Annotated in this window: 23 protein-coding genes and 1 pseudogene; 13 read left to right on the top strand and 11 right to left on the bottom strand. The window is 55.5% G+C overall.

What is annotated here, in order from left to right; translation table 11 throughout:
• Positions 1-14: 14 nt before the first annotated feature.
• The 9 genes from atpB (at position 15) to SIB80_RS11595 (ending at position 7025) form a co-directional block, all read left to right on the top strand.
• A complete protein-coding gene (atpB, locus tag SIB80_RS11635; protein WP_011130840.1) occupies positions 15-740 on the top strand; it encodes a F0F1 ATP synthase subunit A in 726 nt (241 codons plus the stop codon).
• Positions 741-907: 167 nt separating this feature from the next.
• Positions 908-1156 (top strand): ATP synthase F0 subunit C, encoded by a 249-nt coding sequence (gene atpE, locus SIB80_RS11630; RefSeq protein ID WP_011130839.1) that lies wholly within the window; start codon positions 908-910, stop codon positions 1154-1156.
• 144 nt (positions 1157-1300) lie between these two features.
• On the top strand, positions 1301-1756 hold the full coding sequence (locus tag SIB80_RS11625) for a F0F1 ATP synthase subunit B' (protein WP_063419549.1): 456 nt from the start codon (positions 1301-1303) through the stop codon (positions 1754-1756).
• Positions 1753-2271 (top strand): F0F1 ATP synthase subunit B, encoded by a 519-nt coding sequence (locus SIB80_RS11620; protein WP_063399484.1) that lies wholly within the window; start codon positions 1753-1755, stop codon positions 2269-2271. Before SIB80_RS11625 ends, SIB80_RS11620 begins: the two co-directional genes overlap by 4 nt.
• Positions 2271-2819, top strand: a complete 549-nt coding sequence (gene atpH, locus SIB80_RS11615; protein ID WP_011130836.1) for an ATP synthase F1 subunit delta — start codon at positions 2271-2273, stop codon at positions 2817-2819. The genes SIB80_RS11620 and atpH overlap by 1 nt, the downstream gene beginning before the upstream one ends.
• Before the next feature lie 51 nt (positions 2820-2870).
• Positions 2871-4388 (top strand): F0F1 ATP synthase subunit alpha, encoded by a 1518-nt coding sequence (gene atpA, locus SIB80_RS11610; RefSeq protein ID WP_011130835.1) that lies wholly within the window; start codon positions 2871-2873, stop codon positions 4386-4388.
• Between the two features lie 30 nt (positions 4389-4418).
• Positions 4419-5369, top strand: a complete 951-nt coding sequence (locus SIB80_RS11605; protein ID WP_063415891.1) for a F0F1 ATP synthase subunit gamma — start codon at positions 4419-4421, stop codon at positions 5367-5369.
• 315 nt (positions 5370-5684) lie between these two features.
• Entirely contained in the window at positions 5685-5885 is a 201-nt protein-coding gene (locus SIB80_RS11600) for a hypothetical protein (RefSeq protein ID WP_236066008.1), read from the top strand.
• Between the two features lie 12 nt (positions 5886-5897).
• Positions 5898-7025, top strand: a complete 1128-nt coding sequence (locus tag SIB80_RS11595; protein WP_063419548.1) for a DUF3326 domain-containing protein — start codon at positions 5898-5900, stop codon at positions 7023-7025.
• Between the two features lie 60 nt (positions 7026-7085).
• Here the strand turns inward: SIB80_RS11595 and ald are convergent, their stop codons facing one another.
• The 6 genes from ald to SIB80_RS11565 form a co-directional block, all read right to left on the bottom strand.
• Positions 7086-8225: an alanine dehydrogenase gene (ald, locus tag SIB80_RS11590; RefSeq protein WP_063419547.1), complete on the bottom strand. Its 1140-nt coding sequence runs from the start codon at positions 8223-8225 to the stop codon at positions 7086-7088.
• Between the two features lie 62 nt (positions 8226-8287).
• Complete coding sequence (locus tag SIB80_RS11585) at positions 8288-9982, bottom strand: NAD+ synthase (RefSeq protein WP_063419546.1); 1695 nt, start codon at positions 9980-9982, stop codon at positions 8288-8290.
• Positions 9982-10566 (bottom strand): nicotinate-nucleotide adenylyltransferase, encoded by a 585-nt coding sequence (locus tag SIB80_RS11580; protein WP_063419545.1) that lies wholly within the window; start codon positions 10564-10566, stop codon positions 9982-9984. The genes SIB80_RS11585 and SIB80_RS11580 overlap by 1 nt, the downstream gene beginning before the upstream one ends.
• Positions 10563-11888 carry a GTP-binding protein gene (locus SIB80_RS11575; protein WP_063419544.1) on the bottom strand — a complete coding sequence of 442 codons (1326 nt, stop codon included), beginning with the start codon at positions 11886-11888 and terminating at the stop codon, positions 10563-10565. The genes SIB80_RS11580 and SIB80_RS11575 overlap by 4 nt, the downstream gene beginning before the upstream one ends.
• Positions 11888-12883, bottom strand: coding sequence for a CNNM domain-containing protein (locus SIB80_RS11570; protein WP_011130826.1), 996 nt, complete (start codon positions 12881-12883; stop codon positions 11888-11890). Before SIB80_RS11570 ends, SIB80_RS11575 begins: the two co-directional genes overlap by 1 nt.
• On the bottom strand, positions 12880-13188 hold the full coding sequence (locus SIB80_RS11565) for a hypothetical protein (protein WP_063419543.1): 309 nt from the start codon (positions 13186-13188) through the stop codon (positions 12880-12882). Before SIB80_RS11565 ends, SIB80_RS11570 begins: the two co-directional genes overlap by 4 nt.
• Here SIB80_RS11565 and SIB80_RS11560 point away from each other — a divergent pair.
• Entirely contained in the window at positions 13132-14409 is a 1278-nt protein-coding gene (locus SIB80_RS11560) for an aminopeptidase P N-terminal domain-containing protein (RefSeq protein ID WP_063419542.1), read from the top strand. The two genes, SIB80_RS11565 and SIB80_RS11560, sit on opposite strands and share 57 nt — an antisense overlap.
• A gap of 17 nt (positions 14410-14426) precedes the next feature.
• Here the strand turns inward: SIB80_RS11560 and SIB80_RS11555 are convergent.
• Both SIB80_RS11555 and SIB80_RS11550 read right to left on the bottom strand, forming a co-directional pair.
• A pseudogene (locus SIB80_RS11555) lies at positions 14427-14504 on the bottom strand (transposase); the annotation flags it as partial.
• 105 nt (positions 14505-14609) lie between these two features.
• Positions 14610-15395, bottom strand: a complete 786-nt coding sequence (locus SIB80_RS11550; RefSeq protein ID WP_074160136.1) for a TIGR01548 family HAD-type hydrolase — start codon at positions 15393-15395, stop codon at positions 14610-14612.
• Between the two features lie 65 nt (positions 15396-15460).
• Here SIB80_RS11550 and SIB80_RS11545 point away from each other — a divergent pair, with 65 nt between their 5' ends.
• Entirely contained in the window at positions 15461-15985 is a 525-nt protein-coding gene (locus SIB80_RS11545; RefSeq protein ID WP_063419540.1) for a 30S ribosomal protein PSRP-3, read from the top strand.
• 58 nt (positions 15986-16043) lie between these two features.
• Here the strand turns inward: SIB80_RS11545 and SIB80_RS11540 are convergent, their stop codons facing one another.
• The 3 genes from SIB80_RS11540 to atpD form a co-directional block, all read right to left on the bottom strand.
• Positions 16044-16760 carry a transaldolase family protein gene (locus SIB80_RS11540; RefSeq protein ID WP_063419539.1) on the bottom strand — a complete coding sequence of 239 codons (717 nt, stop codon included), beginning with the start codon at positions 16758-16760 and terminating at the stop codon, positions 16044-16046.
• A 33-nt stretch (positions 16761-16793) separates the two neighbouring features.
• Complete coding sequence (gene atpC, locus SIB80_RS11535; RefSeq protein ID WP_063399472.1) at positions 16794-17195, bottom strand: ATP synthase F1 subunit epsilon; 402 nt, start codon at positions 17193-17195, stop codon at positions 16794-16796.
• Positions 17196-17279: 84 nt separating this feature from the next.
• Entirely contained in the window at positions 17280-18746 is a 1467-nt protein-coding gene (atpD, locus tag SIB80_RS11530; RefSeq protein WP_011130819.1) for a F0F1 ATP synthase subunit beta, read from the bottom strand.
• A 228-nt stretch (positions 18747-18974) separates the two neighbouring features.
• Here atpD and groES point away from each other — a divergent pair, with 228 nt between their 5' ends.
• Positions 18975-19286, top strand: coding sequence for a co-chaperone GroES (gene groES, locus SIB80_RS11525; RefSeq protein ID WP_011130818.1), 312 nt, complete (start codon positions 18975-18977; stop codon positions 19284-19286).
• 81 nt (positions 19287-19367) lie between these two features.
• Positions 19368-21002: a chaperonin GroEL gene (gene groL / locus SIB80_RS11520; RefSeq protein WP_011130817.1), complete on the top strand. Its 1635-nt coding sequence runs from the start codon at positions 19368-19370 to the stop codon at positions 21000-21002.
• Positions 21003-21155: the final 153 nt, after the last annotated feature.

Here is a 21155-nt window from a genome sequence, read left to right as displayed (position 1 = left end):
GAATTTCCAGCCTGATGGGTTTCTTGCCAATTGCTCTTCCCTTTGCCGAACTGGAGGTGGGTCAACACCTTTACTGGCAGATTGGCAATCTTCAGCTCCATGGCCAGGTGTTCATGACATCCTGGATTGTGATTGGCGCCATTCTTGCCCTTGTTGTTGTGGGCACACGCAAGATGGAGCGTGACCCACACGGTGTTCAAAATCTTCTCGAGTTCCTCTGGGATTACATCCGTGATTTAGCTCGCACCCAGATTGGTGAGAAGGCTTATCGCGATTGGATGCCGTTCATTGGCACCTTGTTCTTGTTCATCTTTGTAAGCAATTGGGGCGGGTCTTTGGTCCCATGGAAATTAATCCACCTCCCCAGTGGGGAGTTGGGTGCTCCTACGGCTGACATCAATACCACCGTGGCACTTGCTCTACTTGTGTCGCTCTCTTACTTCTATGCCGGTTTGAGTCGCAAGGGATTGCGGTACTTCGAGTACTACGTCCATCCAACCCCGATCATGATCCCCTTCAAGATCGTGGAGGATTTCACCAAGCCTTTATCACTCTCCTTTCGTCTGTTTGGAAACATCCTTGCTGATGAATTGGTTGTTGCGGTTTTGGTTTTCCTTGTTCCCCTCTTCCTGCCAGTCCCGGTCATGTTCCTTGGCCTGTTCACCAGTGCCATTCAGGCTCTAATCTTCGCCACCCTCGCCGCCTATTACATCGGTGAAGCTGTAGAAGAGCACCATTGATCAAACTCTGATCTAGCCAGGCCTAACCCCTCGGTCTGGCAAACTCCATGCGCGCAGGTCCGGCTTGTTCGGGCCCATCTCACAATCTCCGAGATGTCCCTGGCGCTGGTATCAACCTCTCGGTCCCCATACGCGCTGTTTTAGCGCCCCACACCTTTAGTTCAACCATGGATTCCATTACCACCGCCGCGTCTGTTGTTGCCGCTGGTCTAGCTGTAGGCCTCGGAGCCATCGGCCCAGGTATCGGTCAGGGCACCGCTGCAGGCGGCGCTGTTGAGGGCATTGCCCGCCAGCCTGAAGCTGAAGGCAAGATTCGCGGCACCCTGCTGCTCTCTTTTGCCTTTATGGAATCTCTCACCATCTATGGCCTTGTGGTCGCCTTGGTGTTGCTGTTCGCCAATCCCTTCGCTGGTTGATCCAGACCGGAGTCGCTCGCTGGCTGCTCTCATCACCTCACGTCGATGGTTGTGAGTTGATCGGAACTCTTCCCAGGGGCATTCATCGCCCTCCAGCCTTCACTCCGTTCTGAGTCCTGCTTCAACTGCTGTCACTCTCGCCTCATGACCAGCTTGCTTCTGTTCGGTGCTGGAGGTCTATTTGACTTCGATGCCACTCTGCCGCTCATGGCGTTGCAGGTGGTGCTCCTCACCTTCATCCTCAATGCTCTCTTCTTCAGACCCGTTGGTCGGGTCGTTGAGGAACGAGAGGTCTATGTCACAACCAGTCGCGCTGAGGCAAAGCAAAAGCTTGCGGAGGCGGAGAAGCTGGAGTTAGAGCTTAAGGAACAGCTCAAGGCAGCCCGTATCGCTGCCCAGCAGTTAATTCAAGAAGCTGAAAAGGATTCTGAACAGCTCTACCGAGAAGCCCTCGCTATTGCAAATGCTGATGCGAATGCAGCTCGGGAGAAGGCTCGTCGTGAGATTGATGCTCAGAAGGATTCGGCCCTGAGTCAACTTAAGGGTGATGCAGAAAAGCTTGGTGATCTCATCGTTAACCGCCTGCTGGCAGCCAAATGATTAGTCCTTTGTTCTTTGCCAGTGAGGGTGGTTTCGGCCTGAACCTCGACTTGTTTGACGCCAACATTGTCAATCTGGCGATTGTTATTTTCGGTCTCTATAAATTCCTTCCTCCTTTTATAGGGGGGATCCTTGAGCGCCGCCGTGTCGCGATTATGGCTGATCTTCAGGATGCTGAAGATCGTCTGCTTAAGGCCACCGAGGCTTTGGCAGCTGCCAAAAAGGATTTGGCAGCTGCCCATCAGAAAGCCGAACAGATCCGTGAGGATTGCAAGCTTCGTGCGGAAGCCATTCGTCTTGACAGTGAAAAACGCACGGTTGAGGAGATGGCACGTGTTAAGCAGGGTGCTACAGCAGATCTCAATGCTGAAGCCAGTCGTGCTAGCGCTCAATTGCGTCGAGAAGCTGCCCGTATGGCGATCGAGAATGCACTATCTGCTTTACCTGGGAAACTCAATGCCGAGGCTCAATCCAAGTTGGTGAGTCAGTCCATCAAAAACCTTGGGGAAGCCTGATGCCACTGCTTAACACCATCACCACCCCCTATGCCGAGGCCTTTCTTCAAGTGGCTGAAAGCCGCAAGGAAGTCGATCAGGTGGTTGATCAGGCAAAGGCAGTTCTGGCCTTGTGGAACGACTGCCCTGAGCTAAGTGGGGCAATGGCCTCACCCGTTTTGGAAGTGGAGGCCAAGAAGGCTGCCTTGCAAAAGCTGTTTGCTAATCAGGTCACACCTTCTTTCCTCAACCTGCTGAAGCTGCTCGCTGATCGTCAGCGAATCGGCGTTTTGGATGCGGTGCTTGAGCGCTTGATTGAGCTCTATCGCGAGCAACGCAACATCGCTCTCGCCACAGTGACCTCTGCTGCTGAACTCAGTGAGCAGCAACAGGCTGCGCTGCAAAAGAAAGTGCAGGCTGTGGCCAATACCGACAAGTTGGAGATCAACCTCAAAATTGATCCAGATTTAATCGGTGGTTTCGTTGTCAACGTCGGCTCCAAGGTGATCGACGCCAGCGTTGCTGGACAGGTTCGACGTCTTGGCCTGGCACTGGCCAAGGTGAGCTAGCTCCCTACCTTTTTCTCTTTCTCACCCTCTTCCTCAACACCAACGCCTCCCATGGTTTCCATCCGCCCCGACGAGATCAGCGCGATTCTCAAGCAGCAGATCTCCGACTATGACAAGTCGGTTTCCGTCAGCAACGTCGGCACTGTTCTGCAGATTGGTGACGGTATCGCTCGTGTCTATGGCCTTGAGCAGGTCATGGCTGGCGAACTGGTGGAATTTGAGGATGGCACTGAAGGGATCGCCCTCAATTTGGAGGACGACAACGTTGGTGCGGTGTTGATGGGTGAGGGTGTTGGTATTCAGGAAGGCAGTACCGTCAAAGCCACTGGCAAGATTGCCTCAGTGCCCGTCAGCGATGAGATGCTGGGCAGAGTGGTGACTCCTTTGGGTCAACCGATGGATGGCAAAGGCGACATCCCCAGCACTGAGAGTCGCTTGATTGAGTCGATAGCTCCAGGCATCATTAAACGTAAGTCGGTGCATGAGCCGCTGCAGACAGGAATTACATCAATCGATTCGATGATTCCTATCGGTAGGGGTCAGCGTGAGTTGATCATTGGTGACCGTCAGACAGGTAAGACTGCGATCGCCATCGACACGATCATCAACCAGAAGGGAGAGGATGTTGTCTGTGTTTATGTAGCTGTCGGCCAGAAGGCTGCCTCTGTGGCCAACGTGGTTGAGGTGCTTCGCGAGAAGGGCGCTCTCGATTACACCGTGATTGTGGCAGCTAGCGCTTCTGACCCTGCTGCTTTGCAGTACCTGGCTCCTTACACGGGCGCAGCTATTGCTGAGTCGTTCATGTACAAGGGCAAGGCGACTTTGGTCATCTACGACGATCTAACCAAGCAGGCCCAGGCCTATCGTCAGATGTCACTTCTGCTGCGTCGTCCTCCCGGTCGTGAAGCCTATCCAGGAGATGTCTTCTATCTCCACAGCCGCCTTCTTGAGAGGGCAGCAAAGCTTTCTGATGCGATGGGTAGTGGTTCGATGACGGCACTGCCGATCATTGAAACCCAAGCAGGAGACGTGTCGGCTTATATCCCTACCAATGTGATTTCGATCACGGATGGTCAGATTTTCTTGAGTTCAGATCTTTTCAACTCAGGATTGCGTCCTGCCATCAACGTTGGCATTTCAGTGAGCCGGGTTGGTGGTGCTGCGCAAACCAAAGCGATCAAAAAGATTGCCGGCACGTTGAAGCTTGAGTTGGCTCAGTTTGATGAATTGGCTGCTTTCTCTCAGTTCGCCTCTGATTTAGATGAAGCAACTCAGAAGCAGTTGGGGCGGGGTAAGCGACTGCGCGAGCTGCTTAAGCAGCCTCAGTTTGCACCGCTGAATTTGGCTGAGCAGGTTGCGATCGTTTATGCAGGAGTGAAAGGCTTGATTGATGAGGTGCCAGAGGATCAGGTCACTCAGTTCTCACGTGAATTGCGTGATTACCTCAAGACCAACAAGCCCGAGTACATCACCAAAGTTCAGACTGAGAAAGTGCTCAACGAGGATGCTGAGACCATTCTCAAGGCCGCCATCAACGAGGTGAAGTCGTCGATGCTGGCTTCGGCCTGACCCTGAAGGTAAACCCGGAGAACCCTATCCATGGCGAACCTCAAGGACATCCGCGACCGGATCGTTTCCGTTAAGAACACCAGAAAGATTACTGAGGCGATGCGTCTCGTAGCCGCTGCGAAAGTGCGTCGAGCACAGGAACAGGTGTTGCGAAGTCGCCCTTTCGCCGACCGGTTGGCTCGCGTGTTGGAGAACATTCAATCGCGAATGAGTTTTGAGATGGCAGATGCGCCTCTCATGAAGACCAGCGATCTCAAAACCATTACCCTGCTTGCCGTTACAGGTGATCGTGGCCTTTGCGGAGGCTACAACTCCAACATCATCAAGCGCACTGAGCAGCGCTATGCCGAGTTGAATGGCCAGGGATACAAGGTTGACCTTGTCTTAATTGGTCGCAAGGCAATCACCTATTTCAGCAATCGATCAAGCCAGTACACGATTCGAGCTACCTTCACAGGCCTCGAGCAAGTTCCAACCTCTGACGACGCAGAGTCGATCACCACTGAGGTTTTAGCCGAATTCCTTTCTCAAAGCACAGATCGAATCGAGGTGATTTACACCAAGTTCATTAACCTTGTGAGCTGCAATCCTGTGGTGCAAACCCTCTTGCCGCTTGATCCCCAGGGCATTGCCGAAGCCGATGATGAGATCTTCCGGTTGACGACGAAGGATAGTCGTCTCACAGTTGAGAAAGGTGTTGGACCTGCTAATGAGCAGCCTCCGCTGCCTTCGGACATCATTTTTGAACAGAGTCCTGAGCAACTGCTCAATGCTTTGTTGCCTCTCTATCTGCAAAATCAGATGCTGCGCGCCCTTCAGGAATCGGCGGCTTCTGAGTTGGCCAGTCGGATGACGGCGATGAACAATGCCAGCGACAATGCCAAGGCCTTAGCTAAGACCCTCACGCTTGACTACAACAAAGCACGTCAGGCAGCAATTACTCAGGAGATTCTGGAAGTTGTAGGTGGGTCTTGCTCCTAGCCTTGCGCTTGATTTGACTTCAGTGAGCCGGTCTTTTGAGACCGGCTTTTTGATGGTTTGAGTTTTGCGATGCAGAACGGGTGAGCGGTGATCTTGGCGGTGTTTTTAGAGAGTGACTTCAATGGTGGCCTGAGTGTTGAGCCTTTCTACTGAAAGGCTTGATCAGCATGATGCATTTTGATCTGGATCACTGCCACAGCTTTTGGCGTAGCTTTGCTTACACCATTGAGATTGATGGTTCGGAGCACAGCGTTTTTTGCCAGTTTTGTGGTGGCAGGATGTCTTCAATGAAGCCCATTTTGGTGAGCATCTGAAGTGAGCTTGAATTTGTGTGTGATGCAGCTTGAGCTGGTGTGGTCTGCGCAGTTGCCTTTGCATCAGTTGCGGCCCTGGTTACGAGAACAGCTCGCTGCTCATGGCGAGCCCTTGCGATGGGCGATCACAGCAGTGGAATCCACTAGTGACCAGTCTCGCAAGTTGAAGATTGAGGCGGTTTTGGTTGGTTCTGAGACGTAAGGGGATGACGTTTTGATCCCTTCTTTCCTTCTCTCTGCAAGCGTATCGATCCCGCCTCCATTGCCTACCTTGCTGGTGGTGCCTACAGGGATTGGCTGTGAGATTGGTGGCTATGCCGGTGATGCTTTGCCTAGTGCTCGGCTGTTAGCAGCAGCTAGCGGTTGCTTGATCACCCATCCGAATGTGATCAATGGAGCGGCGCTTTATTGGAGCGACCCGCGCATTCAATACGTCGAGGGCTACAGCTTGGATCGTTTTGCTGCTGGTGAGCTTGGCTTGCGACCTGTGCGTCAGCAACGGATTGGTCTGTTGTTGGATGCTGGCATCGAACCGGAGTTGCGGCAGAGGCAATGGCAGGTCGCTGAGGGTTGTCGCGCCAGTCTTGGCTTGAATCTCGGGCCAGTGGTCACCACAGAGGTTCCCTTGGAGGTGCGCTTACGTGAGGGGAGTAGTGGGGCGAGCTGGGGTGAATTAGGCCAGCCCGATGCGCTGCTGCGGGCTGGCGAGCAGCTTCGCGATGCCGGTGCCAGCGCAATCGCTGTGGTTGCCCGTTTCCCGGAGGATCCTCAAAGCGAGGCTCTGAGGGCCTATCGCCAGGGCAGTGGTGTTGATGCGCTTGCCGGTGCCGAGGCGGTGATTAGCCATTTGCTGGTGCGTGAACTCGGTTTGCCTTGCGCTCATGCGCCGGCTTTGTCTCCACTGCCATGCGATCCACTTTTGGATCCACGTGCTGCTGGTGAGGAGTTGGGCTATACATTTTTGGCCTGTGTGTTGGTGGGGTTAAGCCGCGCACCGGATCTTGTGCCACTCACAATTGAAGAGGCATTGCCTGCAGGAGCAGAGCTGTTGCGAGCTGAGCAGCTTGGTGCCGTGGTGGCCCCGGAGGGTGCTCTTGGCGGTGAAGCGGTGTTGGCTTGCTTGGAGCGGGGTCTCCCTTTGATCACCGTGACCAACCCGAGCGTGCTGAAGGTGACGCCAGAAGCGCTGGGAATCACCTCTGGAGTGCAGAGAGCTCGTAGTTATGCGGAAGCGGCAGGATTGCTATTGGCTCTCAGGGAGGGGATTGCGAAGGACTCCCTGCAGAGGCCTTTGGATCGGTTGAGTGAGATCTCATTCAGCTCTGATACACCACTGTCGTGATGCTGATTAAAAGCGTTGCGAAGCAGCGTTTTGGAGAGCTGGTTTTGTGGTGAAGGCTGTTTAGCGTAAGCATGCCATCGGGTGCCTTGGTGGTAGCCCTAGGGCCTTGGCCACACCCGGATGACAAACGGAGCCTTGAATTGTGTTGAGCCCGGAAAGAAGTTCGGGACGTTCGGTGACGGCCTCCTCAAGGCCCCGCCCGGCAATGCCAAGGATGTAGGGCAGGGTCACGCTCACCAGAGCTTCAGTGGAGGTAAAAGGCACCGCACCTGGCATGTTGCCGACGGCGTAGTGCTGGACGCCGTGGATGGTCACGGTGGGATGGGTGTGGGTGGTTTCTTGGCTGGTGGCCACACAACCTCCCTGATCGATCGCTACATCCACGATCACTGAATTGGGCTTCATTTGTTTCACCATCTCTTCATCGACGAGGGTGGGTGCTCGGCCTCCGGGCGTCAGGACGGCACCGATCAAAAGGTCTGCAGTGGGGATGAGTCGCTCCAGCAGGCCGCGGCTGTTGACAACGCTAATCAGCCTGCCGCGGCGGCTTGCCTCAAGGCTGCGCAACCGTTCAGGTGAGCGGTCTAGAAGCATCACTTCGGCATCCATGGCGGCGGCCAGTCTGGCTGCATTCCAGCCCACGGTGCCAGCGCCCAACACGACCACCCGGGCTGGTTGCACGCCGGTGCAGCCTCCGATTAGCACACCGCGTCCGCCATGAGGTCGTTCGAGCAAATGGGCGCCCACTTGTGCAGCTAGACGGCCAGCGATTTCGCTCATTGGTGCCAGTAGCGGCAGGCTGCCGTTTTCTAGTTGCACCGTTTCGTAACCCACGCCGGTGGTGCCAGCATTGAGCAGCGCTTCACCCACCTTCGGGTAGGCGGCTAGGTGTAGGTAAGTGAAGAGCACCATGTCTTGCCTGAGTAGACCGAATTCCTCTTCCTGAGGCTCTTTAACTTTCACGACGAGATGGGCTGCCCAGGCCTCCTCGCGGTTGACAAGCTTGGCACCGGCATCAGCGAAGGCCTCATCACCAATGCCCGCTCCAGCCCCGGCACCAGCCTGAACCCTTACTTCTAGCCCCTTGGTGACCAGTTCTTTCACCCCGTCAGGAGTAAGAGCCACTCTCAGCTCATCGGCTTTAATTTCGGTCGGTACCCCGATGCTGGCTATTGGGGCCGAAAGAAGAGAGGAGTCCATGGACGCCAATGACTTCTTTTAGGTTGGCGACATCAGGACAGGCTGACCAGGTTTTGTGGTGATTATTCGGCGGCGATCGGTAGCCGCCAGCCACTGCCAAAGGCCTGTGAACTCACCTTCAACAAGGGTGGGCCCTGTCGCCGTTTGAATTCGGCCCGTCGCAGTAATTGCTGCACCCGCTCGATGAGGGCAGGGTCATGTCCTCTGCTGACAAGTTGCTCCGTACTGAGGCGTTCTTCAATCAGAACTTTAAGCAGAGGGTCGAGGAGGGCGTAGTCGGGTAGTGAATCGCTATCGCGTTGGTTCGGTCGCAATTCGGCGCTGGGAGGCTTTTGGCGGATTGTCGTACCGATCAGTTCGCCTTTAGTTGGTAGTCCTACCTCTTTGCGGCATGTTTCGGCAGCAGGGCTGTCAAGCCAATCACAGAGCCTAAAGACGTTGGTTTTGTAGACATCTCCAATCACGGCTAGGCCTCCGTTCATATCGCCATAGAGGGTGCAGTAGCCCACTGCTAGTTCGGATTTGTTGCCAGTGGATAGCAGCAGCTGGTCTTGTTGGTTGGCCAATGCCATCAGTAAGGTGCCGCGGATGCGGGATTGGAGGTTCTCTGCAGTAACGCCTTCGGGTGGCTTGCCGAGAGGAGGGATGAGGGCAGCCTCGAAATTCTTCATCAAGGTCGCAATCGACACAGTGTGGGTAGCCATCCCTAGTCGTTTGGCTAGAGCTAGGGCATCATCAATTGAACCGGCTGAACTCCAGGGTGAGGGCATCAGTAGGGATGTCACCTGATCGGCGCCTATGGCCGCTGCGGCGATCACGGCCACGAGAGCCGAATCGATACCACCGCTGAGGCCAAGTAGTGCACGCTTAAAGCCACATTTGCCAGCGTAGTCACGCACACCTAGAACCAATGCCCGGAATAGTTTCTCCAGTGGTTCGATCGTAGGGATGTCGAGATGGGTGGCTGTAGAGGTTGCATCCCAGATGGCTAGTGCTTCGCGACAACTGGGCAATTGCAGGGCAAGCTCAGCATGCTCATCGACGACGAAACTGGCGCCATCAAAGACCAGCTCGTCGTTGCCGCCCACTTGATTCACATAGATCACCGGAGCGCTCAGTCTCTGCGCAGCCCTAGCGGCCAAGCGCTGGCGCAGAAGTTCTTTGGATTGGCTGAATGGCGAAGCTGAGAGATTAAGTAGTAGGTCGATGTTTTGTGGCAGGAGCGCTGCGATGGGGTCAGGGCCGGCAATGCGCTTGCCCTGCAGTGCTTCTTCCACCCAGAGGTCTTCGCAGATTGTGAGCCCAAGACGCCAGCGACGCCCATCGCGTTCAAACTCCAACACAGCCGGAGTTCCTGCCGGGCGGAAATAGCGTTTTTCATCGAAGACGTCATAGGTGGGTAGCAGTTGCTTGCGAGCTACCACCTGCCATTGGGAGCTTTTGATCAGGGCTAGAGCATTGAAGAGCTGGGGCAGTTGAGGGTCATGGGCTTGCTCAGCTAGGCCCACGAGCACTGCCAGCTCAGGGGCTTCGCGGGCCAGGATGCTCGCCATCTGGTTGAGCACATCGCTCTGTTGAACGAGATGGTTGTGGCTAAGTAACAGATCTCGGGGTGGATATCCCCACAGGGAAAGCTCAGGCGTGAGTACCAGATCTGCGCCGAGATCAGCAGCCTCACGGCAGGCAGTCAGAATCTTTTCGCCGTTGCCAGCCAGATCGCCTACAAGTGGATTGAGCTGGGCTAGAGCAAGGCGCATCAGGGACTGGTGGCGAGGCCGTAGAGGTTGTGTTCCAGAACCAATGGCCACAATGCTGCAGGGATCTGGGCCGGCTTGGGTTGACTGCGCACCTCAGAACTTGAGGTGGCGGGGATTTGCATTGGTAGCAGCTCGATGCGACCACCCAAGCATTCGAGAGCTTCGAGTTGCTGTAGCTGTAGTGGCCAACCTTGACGAGGAGCAATGGCGAGGCGGGCGAGTTGCAAGACAGCTCGAGCATCTTTCCAGTGGGGGATTTGGCCGGCCAGATCACTGCCAACCACAAACACCAATTCGCTGCTAGGCCAGCGAGTGTTTGCAAGTTTCAGAGTCGTGATCGCCCATGGACTGCTGAGTTCTTGCATCAGCTCTAGCTGCGGATTAGCGATCGCCTTCACCAAAGTAGCCAACAGAGCTTTTCGCTTCTCCAATGGGGCGCAGTGGCGTTTCATCGGGTTGTCGCTAGCCCAGGTGGCGACCTTTGGGAACATCGCCACCAAGCCTTCCAACAGTGCTTGGTGGCCGCAGGTTGGGGGGTCGGCGCTGGTGCCAAACAGGGCGATGGTGCCCTGATGCTTGCTCATGGAAGCAGGGTCTGAAGTTGGCACGCTTCGTTGGCCGCCAGCTCTGGCCAATCGATCAGCCAGCGCCGGACTTGAGGGTCGTTGGCAGCCAGGCGCCTTAGCAGTGCAGCGGGTTGGGCCTCGCGTCGTTGGCTGCCAAGCAGTAGTTCTCGTGCTGCGAGGCGGCCGGTGCGTCGTGTTGTGTGCACGGCGAGGGCTGCTTGAGCGAGGGCAACTGGGGCTGCTGGCGCCAGGCTTAAACCGCCGGTAAAGGGGACTGCCAGCAGCAGCAACTGACGCACGGCGCTGAGCGCCAGTTGAATGCCCAACTGAGCACCTCCTAGAAGGGCATTGTGGCTTGAGAGTCGGCCGAGTAGTTGCCGGGCTGCAGGGCCGCCGATCTGCAGGCCATAGAGCTGGCAAAGCTTGACGACCAGAGCAGTATCACAAGCCATACCTCCGGCTAGATCCAGCAGCATTAGAGGATTGGCCGCCACACCGGAAGCTTTGATGGCGGCAAAACGGCCGATTAAGCCTTGGGCTGCAGTCTTGCTTCGCTGCAACCGTCCTCGCTTGAGGACCTGGTAAAAACGATCGGCCTGGCGTAAGGCATTGAGAGCCAACAGCAACTCACCCTGCTCCATCAGCAGCTGAATCAGGGCTTTGCGCAGCGGCTCCACTTGAGGGGGGCAGATCTTGCTACGCACAAGGCCATCAGCACGAAGCTGGGGCTCACGTGGCGCGGCGGCCACAGCATGGAGTTGTAGTTGGAGAGCTGCAGCGGGCAGGCGGCTGCGAATACTTGCCAAAAGTGCATTGCGCTGCTCAGGCGACCAGCAATCGCAACGGTTGAGCACAAGCACGATCGGCCTGCCACTTTTGAGCAGGGTCTTGAGGGCAGCTGCTTCGACGCTGGTGAGGTCGCTGTCAAGAACCAGCAGCACCAGATCGGCCTGCAGAGCTACCCTCGCTGCTAGCCGTGCCCTGCCGGCAGCAGCGATCTCATCGATGCCTGGAGTGTCGACCAGCTCTACAGAATCAAGATTATTAATCGGTTGGCACCAATCCACCGCTTGTTGGTGACGGGTGCAGCCATGGGCTACATCGGTGGCAAAGACGTTTTGACCCAGCAGTGCATTGAGCAGGCTTGATTTGCCGACTCCTACTCGACCAAACACTGCGATGCGCAAGCGACGCTGCTCCAATCGCTTGAGTTGGCGATTGAGTGCGATTAGCTCCCCAGCGAATTGGTTGTATTCACGGTTACTCAGCGATAGTTGTTTGACCCACTGGCTGAGTAGAAGGTGACAGCGCTCGGGTGTGGAGGGGGGTGCTTGCGTCATCAGCTTGACTTCCTCCACCAGCCGGCCAGTACGGCCAAGACAGCTTCGGCACCGATCACGCCCACGAAACCGCCGAACTCATCAACCACCACTCTCACGCCGCTGTTGTCACGACGGAAGCCAGTGAGTAGTCGATCGGCGCGAATCATTTCAGGTACAAATTCCACCGTTTCACTGAGGTCTGCAGGGGTGAGGTGACCCTGACCCTGCAGAAGGGCGGTGAGCAGCCTTTCGCGGCTGGCTACGCCAAGAACTTTATCGACTTCTTTGCCAAGCACGACCCACCATTCGGCGTTGTGGGTGAGCAGTTCAGGGCGAAGTGTTTCAAGGTTGGCAGCAGCATCGAGGGTGGGAGCTGCTACCCGGGGGATCATCAGGTCGCGGGCTGTGAGGTCGTTGAGTTGGAATACCTTGGCGATCATGGCAGCTTCATCGGCTTCGATCTGCCCTTTTTGCGACCCCAGCCTTGCCAGCAGCCTGATCTCATTCTCATTTGTGCTCAGTTCGTTCTCGGCGGTAATTGCTGGCAATAACCGCTCGAGCAACACCACTACAGGGCGCATCAGCAGGCCCAGCAGGTGCAGCACTGGGGCACTGGAGAGGGAAACCGATAGGGCCAGGCGGCTGCCGAGGGATTTCGGCAGAATCTCGCCCAGCACGATCACGAGCAATGTGAGACCTACCGAAAACAACGGCAAGGCCACATCACTGATGTTGTGCTTCTCAAAGACATAAGCCGCAAAGGCGCCAAGCATCAGGCTGCCGAAAATGTTGAAGCCGTTGTTGGCGATCACCAGTACAGACAGAGTGCGTCCCAGCCGTTGACGGAGTTGGGCTAAGCGTCTGGCGCCAGCGATTGGTTGGGGCCGTGCGGCCAGCTCATGCACTTGCACAGGATTCACTGTTAGCAGTGCTGCCTCCACACCTGAGCACAAGGCAGAACCGGTGATAACGACAACGACCAATAGCGTTAAGACCAGCAGGTCGTTGCTCATGCCTGGCGGGGGGGAGTAAGGATGTCGTGGTTGATCACGACAAGTCGTAAATGCTTTTGCCACTCCTGATCATGGCCAAGCAGTGTGACCGTCTTAGGTATCAGGATTAGTGGTGATCCGCTAATGGCGGACGATGGCATGGAGGGTTCCCCCTGCATGGTGTTCTGCTGCCATCCTGACGTCCAAATGCTGTTGTGTCTCTTGCCGTGATCGATCTGTGTATCTTCCATCAGCGTCGCGCTTGCTTGATGGCGCAATTGGGGGGTGTGGCAGCGGTGATTCCAGCGGCTTCGTTCGTGACGCATCACGCCGATTGCGAGTATCCGTTTCGTCAAAACAGTGACTTTTGGTATCTCACGGGTCTGGATGAGCCTGATGCGGTGGCTTTGCTTTTGCCCTATCGGCCCGAAGGTGAGCGTTTTGTGCTGTTTGTGCAACCCAAAGAGCCAACGACCGAGGTATGGAATGGCTTCCGTTGGGGTGTCGAGGGAGCAGTGGCGCAGTTTGGTGCTGATCGATCTCATCCAATAGCTGAATTATCTCAGCTGTTGGGCGATTACCTCAAAGGCGCTGAAGCGATTGGTTTCAGGGTGGGAAAGCACCCAAAGGTGGAGCCGCTGGTTCTTGAGGCTTGGGCCAAGCAACTCGATCAGGCCCCACGCAGCGGCGTATCAGCGCTTGGTCTTGTGGCCCCTTGCCCTTTCATCCATCAGTTGAGGTTGCGCAAGGGAGCAGAGGAAATCGAGCGCATGCGTGAGACGGCTCGGATTTCTGCGCAAGCTCATCAGCTTGCTAGGAATACGGCGCGTCCGGGCATGAATGAGCGACAGCTGCAGGCTGTAATCGAGCAGCATTTTCTTGAGCAAGGCGCGCGCGGCCCTGCCTATGGATCGATCGTGGCCGGCGGCGATAACGCCTGCGTGTTGCATTACACCGCTAACAATGCTCCGCTTGTTGATGGTGAGCTGGTGTTGATCGATGCAGGCTGTTCGCTCGTTGATTACTACAACGGAGACATCACTCGTACATTCCCTGTTAACGGACGCTTTAGCGCTGAGCAACGCGCTCTGTATGAGCTGATTTTAGCAGCGCAGCAGGCAGCGATCGCTGAGGTAAGACCGGGTGGCACTGCTGATCGCGTGCATGATCTTGCGGTGCGGGTGCTCGTTGAAGGGCTTGTGGAGTTGGGTTTATTGCTTGGCAGTGTTGATGGACTGATTGAGCAAGGGGCCTACCGACACCTTTATATGCATCGCACTGGCCATTGGCTTGGCCTTGATGTTCATGATGTAGGCGCCTATCGCCTTGGTGAGCATCCGGTGGATCTTGAGCCTGGCATGGTGTTAACAGTGGAACCGGGTTTGTATATCAGTGACCGTTTGCCAGTGCCAGACGGGCAACCTGCGATTGCTGATTGTTGGAAGGGGATCGGCATTCGTATTGAAGATGATGTGCTGGTGAGTGAGCAGGGGAATGAGGTGCTCACTTCGTTGGCGGAGAAAAGTGCTGAAGCAATGCAGCGATAAGTGATACGGGAGTCACTTAAGAACTGCCGGCTATTGCAGCGCAGCGTGATGTGAAAACTGCAGCCATGCGGCAGTAAGCGTTTTGCTCGAGCCATGGGCTGACGGCATCAGCGCTCAAGCATTAGCCATGCTTCCAACCAAATTCCGTAGCAGCTCTCCGCGAGATTAAGCAGATGGCCGAACCTAGCCAGACGATATCTTCACCAGTTTTTGAGCATCTTGATCGCATCGGTTGTGCAGCTCAGAATGTGATCGGCGCCGGCCTGCTTTAGGCGCTCTTCATAGGCGCTGCGTGCTTCTTGTTGGTTGATCCCATGCAAATGGGGTGGCGCGACTGCCAGGCTCATCCATTGCTGCTCGGGTTGTTGCTGACGTGCATGGATCACTGTGCGCACATCGGCCACCGTGTCGCCTAGGTAGGCGACTGTTGGAACGCCTTGACCCAATCTCCTACCAGCAAGTTGGCTGGCTAATTGAAGCAGGCCAGTGGGATCTGGTTTGTCAGGTGCTTCGCCCATGGCGATCAAGGCTGGATGCTTGAGCCCCAAGCGTTGTTCCAATACAAATCGGGCAGAAGGAGGCTCAGCACCGCTAACAAACCCCCAGGCGAAGCCGAGCGAACTCAGCTCCTCAAAGAACCTTTGATTGACCAGTAGTGGCTCATTGCGGATAAAGCCCTGCCAATTGCTGGGGCCGCCATTGGGATCACCGCCAAAATAAAAACGACTAAACACCTCTATGAGCTGCTCGCGGCTCGGTAGCTCTAGGGCTTGGTTACGGCTTTTCTGATCACGTCTGAGGAGCTCCAAGCTGGCGTCCCAGTCGTTATTCCAGATGCCTTCTGTTTTGAGTGCGTCGATCTCAGTGACGCTGGGACGCCAGCCGCTGTAATGGTGCACTGTTTCCTGGATGGCACGGCGGTAGCTGGCTGCTACATCGCGGATCACGCCGTCGATGTCAAACAGCAGCAGGCCTTGCAGGTTCAGTGGATAGAGAGTGTTGAGCGACTGTTAGGTTAGTTGTTTGTTCAGATTCCTTGAGCGCAGAGAGCATGACGGTTTCCGAAGGCGCTGCCGCTGATCAAGAGGTCGCGAGCACGGCCGCTGCGGTGGCTGAGGCACATCCACAGGCCACGACGGACGTCGTTGAGGATCATGCGCAACCCAAGGAGGAGCCCAAGGAAGGCCGTCCTGTGATGCGTGGTGGCAGTGCTGCTCTAGCGACTGCAACGATCGATGCTGATGGTGTGCCTTCTGGATATACCCCAAAGGCCGATGAAGGTCGTTTCTTGCTGAAGATTCTGTGGCTGCCAGACAACGTTGCTTTGGCTGTTGATCAAATCGTTGGCGGTGGCCCCAGCCCTCTTACGGCTTACTTTTTCTGGCCTCGCGAAGATGCATGGGAAACACTGAAAGGTGAGCTAGAAGGAAAGAGCTGGATCACCGATAACGAGCGCGTTGAGGTGCTCAATAAGGCCACGGAAGTGATCAACTACTGGCAGGAAGAGGGCAAGGGTAAGAATCTCGAAGAAGCCAAGCTCAAGTTCCCAGATGTCACCTTTTGCGGCACGGCTTAATCAAGCCAGCCGAACGAATGAATTCTGCAGACCGGCTCCGCCTCTAAGGCGGAGTTTTTTAATGGGGAAACTGAAGCGGAGGCTGCATGGGCGAGCGTGCAGCCTCCGCTTCAGAGCATGCGTCTTGCTCAAACGCAGCAGCAGCATCCAAGGTGGCCTTAACCTCAAACAGCTCCTCAGCCAGCTCAGCACTGATCGTGAAGGTGTCGATTCCTGCTGCCGCCAAATGGCTGAGATCACGACGACTGCGCAAACTAGCCACCAGGAGTTTGCAGCTACTGCTAACTCCTTCTAGGGCTCGTTGCATTGCTATCAATTCGGTGTAGCCATCACGGCCTTGATCGTTAATCCGTCCGAGGTAGGGGGCGATGTGTTGAGCACCCAAGGCTGCAGCGATCAAGACCTGGGGGGCTTCAAAACAGGCCGTGAATGTGATGGGGATTTCTGCTGCGATCAGGGTGCTGGCTGCTTGGCTTCCTGCTTGGGTAATCGGCAGTTTGACGTGAACAGTGAGAGCTGGAGTCGTCAATTGGGCCAAGGCAGCGCCGCATTCTGCTAGCTCGATGGCATGCTTTCCCCATGCTTGAAGATGCAGCTCTAAACAACCCAGTCGTTCGGCGGCAGCAGCCAAGCTCTTGAGATGATCAAGTTGGCAGGGTTGTTGGGCTCGTCTCAGCAGTGTTGGGTTGGTTGTGATGCCAGTAAAAAGACCTGTGGGAAGCCATGCTTCCCATTTGCTTGGGTCTGCGCTGTCGAGTAAGAGCTGCAGCGTCAACTCAATGTCCTCAGCAGCTGCCTATGGATTTGCTTATTTAGTGGCTTGAACTCGTGCTCGGGCGCGATTGAAGTTCTGTTGTGCCTTTATTTTTTCGGTTGAGGGTTCCTGGCCTTCCATTTGGCTCACTTTGGCCTTGGCTTGTTCCAGCTCTGCTTCAGCCGTTGTTGCATCAATGCTCTTGCCGAGTTCGGCACCATTCACCAACACTGTGACATCGTCTGCTTCAACTTCGGCGAATCCACCCATCAGGGCAATGGAGTTCCAGGCCCCATTGGTTCGAACCCTCATCACACCGATATCCAGGGCCGTGACAAGCGATATGTGGCCTGGCAGGATGCCAATCAGGCCTGTGGTGCTAGGAAGAATCACCTCTTCAGCAGTGCCGTCGAACACACTCTGGTCAGGTGCCAGAACGCGGAGGGTGAGAGACATGGTTCGGAGGCTTGGGTTTGACGTGGAGAAACTGAATGGGGATGAAAGTGATTAGCGGGGAGATGTCTCACTCCCCGCTGGGCTTCAACCCTTTGCTTCTGAAGCCATCTTCTCGGCCTTAGCTTTGACCTCGTCGATGTTGCCAACCAGGTAGAAGGCTTGCTCAGGGAGATGGTCTAGTTCACCGGACATGATCATATTGAAGCCGGCGATGGTTTCTTCCAGCTTGACGTACTTGCCGGACATGCCGGTAAAAATCTCGGCGACAAAGAAGGGCTGGGAAAGGAACTTCTCAATCTTGCGGGCACGATCTACTGTGCGGCGATCATCTTCTGAGAGTTCGTCGAGACCAAGGATGGCAATGATGTCTTGCAGTTCCTTGTAGCGCTGCAGTGTGGCCTGCACGCTTCGTGCTGTGCGGTAATGCTCATCACCAACAACTGATGGCTGAAGCATGGTGCTGGTGGAATCCAAAGGATCCACAGCTGGGTAAATGCCCTTGGCGGCCAATGCACGAGCCAGCACAGTTGTGGCGTCTAAGTGGGCAAATGTTGTGGCTGGTGCGGGGTCGGTGAGGTCATCAGCGGGAACGTAGACGGCCTGAATCGAGGTAATCGATCCCTCTAGGGTAGATGTGATGCGCTCTTGAAGTGCACCAACGTCGGTGCCAAGGGTGGGCTGGTAACCCACGGCGGAAGGCATGCGACCCAACAAAGCAGAAACTTCTGATCCGGCTTGCACAAAACGGAAGATGTTGTCGATGAACAGCAGCACGTCTTGCTTGTTCACGTCGCGGAAGTGCTCAGCCATGGTGAGAGCTGAAAGACCAACGCGCATCCGGGCGCCAGGGGGCTCATTCATCTGCCCGAAGCAAAGAGCTACCTTCGACTTCGATAGGTCGTCGGAGTTGATCACTCCGGATTCTTTGAATTCCTCGTAGAGGTCGTTGCCTTCACGAGTGCGCTCGCCCACACCACCAAAGACAGACACACCACCGTGTTCTTTGGCGATGTTATTGATCAGTTCCTGAATCAGCACGGTCTTGCCAACACCGGCACCACCGAAGAGGCCAACCTTGCCGCCTTGACGGTAAGGAGCCAGGAGATCAATCACCTTGATGCCAGTTTCAAAAACTGTTGGTTTGGTCTCTAGCTCAGTGAGTTTTGGTGATGGTCTGTGAATCGGGGCAGTTGCATCGGTTGTAACAGGACCCTGCTCATCAACTGGTTCGCCGAGCACGTTGAAGATCCTGCCCAGAGTGGCTTCACCAACGGGCACGGAAATTGCAGCGCCGGTGTCGAGGGCTTCCATGCCACGAACCAGACCATCCGTGCTGCTCATGGAGACCGCACGCACTCGATGGTCGCCGAGGAGTTGCTGCACTTCGGCAGTGATGGCAACATCCTGACCGGATGGGTTCTTGCCCTCAATGCGAAGGGCATTGAGGATCTTGGGCAGCTTGCCGGCAGGGAATTCCACATCCAGAACCGGGCCAATCACCTGACGAATGACGCCCTTGGTGCCGGCGGTGGCGGTAGCTGCAGCGGCCATAAGAAAATAGAGTTTTGCAAGGGGTTGCGTGTCTAACGCATTCCCTTTCAGAGCGGCGCAACATTACCACTGCATGGCGAGATCTTCTCAGGGTTCGGTGACCCGCACAGGGATCGACTAGTCGGCACAGCATCAACACACATAGGGTTGGCACTCAATGGCCACGAGTGCTACTCCAGGTCGTTATGTGGTGCTTCGGCGCCCTGTTCTTGCTCTTTCAATACACCCATGGCAGCTGTTTCTCTCAGCGTCTCCACCGTTAAGCCTCTCGGAGATCGCGTTTTTGTGAAAGTCTCTGAATCAGAGGAGAAAACTGCGGGCGGCATCCTTTTGCCTGATACCGCCAAGGAAAAGCCCCAGGTGGGCGAGGTGGTTCAAGTTGGCCCTGGAAAGCGCAATGACGATGGTTCCCGCCAGGCTCCCGAAGTGGGAGTTGGTGACAAGGTTCTTTACAGCAAGTACGCAGGTACAGACATCAAGCTCAGCACAGACGAGTACGTGCTGTTGTCCGAGAAGGACATCCTTGCTGTCGTCAACTGAGCTTTGCGGCTGACTCTGACTTTCAGCTGACACCGGCTTTCAACTGACCAAATCCATCATTTTTAAAGGACAACGCCTCCCATGGCTAAGCGCATTATTTACAACGAGCAAGCTCGACGTGCCCTTGAGCGCGGCATTGACATCCTGGCCGAATCCGTGGCCGTCACATTGGGCCCCAAAGGCCGCAATGTGGTGCTTGAGAAAAAGTTTGGTGCACCCCAAATCATCAACGATGGCGTCACCATCGCTAAAGAGATTGAGCTTGAAGATCACATTGAGAACACTGGTGTTGCTCTGATCCGTCAGGCAGCTTCGAAGACCAATGACGCTGCAGGTGATGGCACGACCACAGCCACTGTTTTGGCCCATGCCATGGTGAAGGCCGGCTTGCGCAATGTGGCGGCTGGTGCCAATGCAATCTCCTTGAAAAAGGGGATCGACAAGGCTTCCGACTTCCTCGTGAGCAAGATTGAGGAGCTCGCCAAGCCGATCAGTGACAGCAACGCCATCGCTCAGTGTGGAACCATTGCTGCCGGCAACGACGAGGAAGTGGGTCAGATGATTGCTGACGCCATGGACAAAGTTGGCAAGGAAGGTGTGATCTCTCTTGAAGAGGGCAAGTCGATGACCACTGAACTGGAGGTCACCGAGGGGATGCGTTTCGATAAGGGCTACATCTCCCCTTACTTCGCCACTGACACTGAGCGGATGGAGGCTGTGCTGGATGAGCCCTACATTCTCCTCACTGACAAGAAGATTGGCTTGGTACAGGATCTGGTGCCTGTGCTCGAACAGATTGCCCGCACTGGCAAGCCCCTGCTGATCATTGCTGAGGACATTGAGAAGGAAGCTCTCGCAACCTTGGTGGTCAATCGTCTTCGTGGTGTGCTGAATGTGGCTGCCGTGAAGGCGCCTGGGTTTGGTGATCGCCGTAAGGCCATGCTCGAAGACATGGCAGTGCTGACCAATGGTCAGTTGATCACCGAAGACGCCGGTCTTAAATTGGACAATGCCAAGCTGGAAATGCTTGGTACAGCGCGCCGTGTGACCATCAATAAGGACACCACAACGATCGTTGCCGAAGGCAATGAGACGGCGGTGAAAGGGCGTTGCGAGCAGATCAAAAAGCAGATGGACGAGACTGACTCGACCTACGACAAGGAGAAGCTGCAGGAACGACTTGCCAAGCTGGCCGGTGGCGTTGCTGTTGTGAAGGTTGGTGCTGCCACCGAAACCGAGATGAAGGACAAGAAGCTCCGTCTTGAAGACGCCATCAACGCCACCAAGGCAGCAGTTGAGGAAGGCATCGTCCCAGGTGGCGGCACCACACTGACTCACCTCGCTTCTGATCTGCAGAAGTGGGCTAATAGCAACCTCAGCGGTGAGGAGCTTATCGGTTCCAACATTGTGGAGGCTTCCCTGGCTGCTCCCTTGATGCGCATTGCTGAGAATGCAGGCGCGAATGGTGCTGTCGTGGCCGAGAACGTCAAGAGCAGGCCTATCAGTGACGGCTATAACGCTGCTACTGGGGATTACATCGACATGCTTGCTGCAGGCATTGTTGACCCTGCCAAAGTCACCCGTTCTGGTTTGCAGAATGCGGCCTCGATTGCTGGCATGGTGCTGACCACTGAGTGCATCGTTGCTGATTTGCCAGAGAAGAAGGAGGCAGCTCCTGCAGGTGGTGGCGGCATGGGTGGTGACTTCGACTACTGATCAAAGCCGGGACTCTTCGGAGTCCCACAAGTCACATGTCATCAAGAACAGATCAAAAGCACCCTTCTGGGTGCTTTTTTTTGGCCGATATCAAGGACGATCGCTGGTAGTAACTCTTAGAGAGTTGTGCTGATCAAGAGTCATGATCATTGC

It is taken from the genome of Prochlorococcus sp. MIT 1327 (assembly GCF_047304785.1).
Lineage (GTDB): Bacteria > Cyanobacteriota > Cyanobacteriia > PCC-6307 > Cyanobiaceae > Prochlorococcus > Prochlorococcus marinus_D.
Note: the sequence above shows the minus strand (reverse complement) of the source record. Positions and strands in the feature narration are given on the sequence as shown.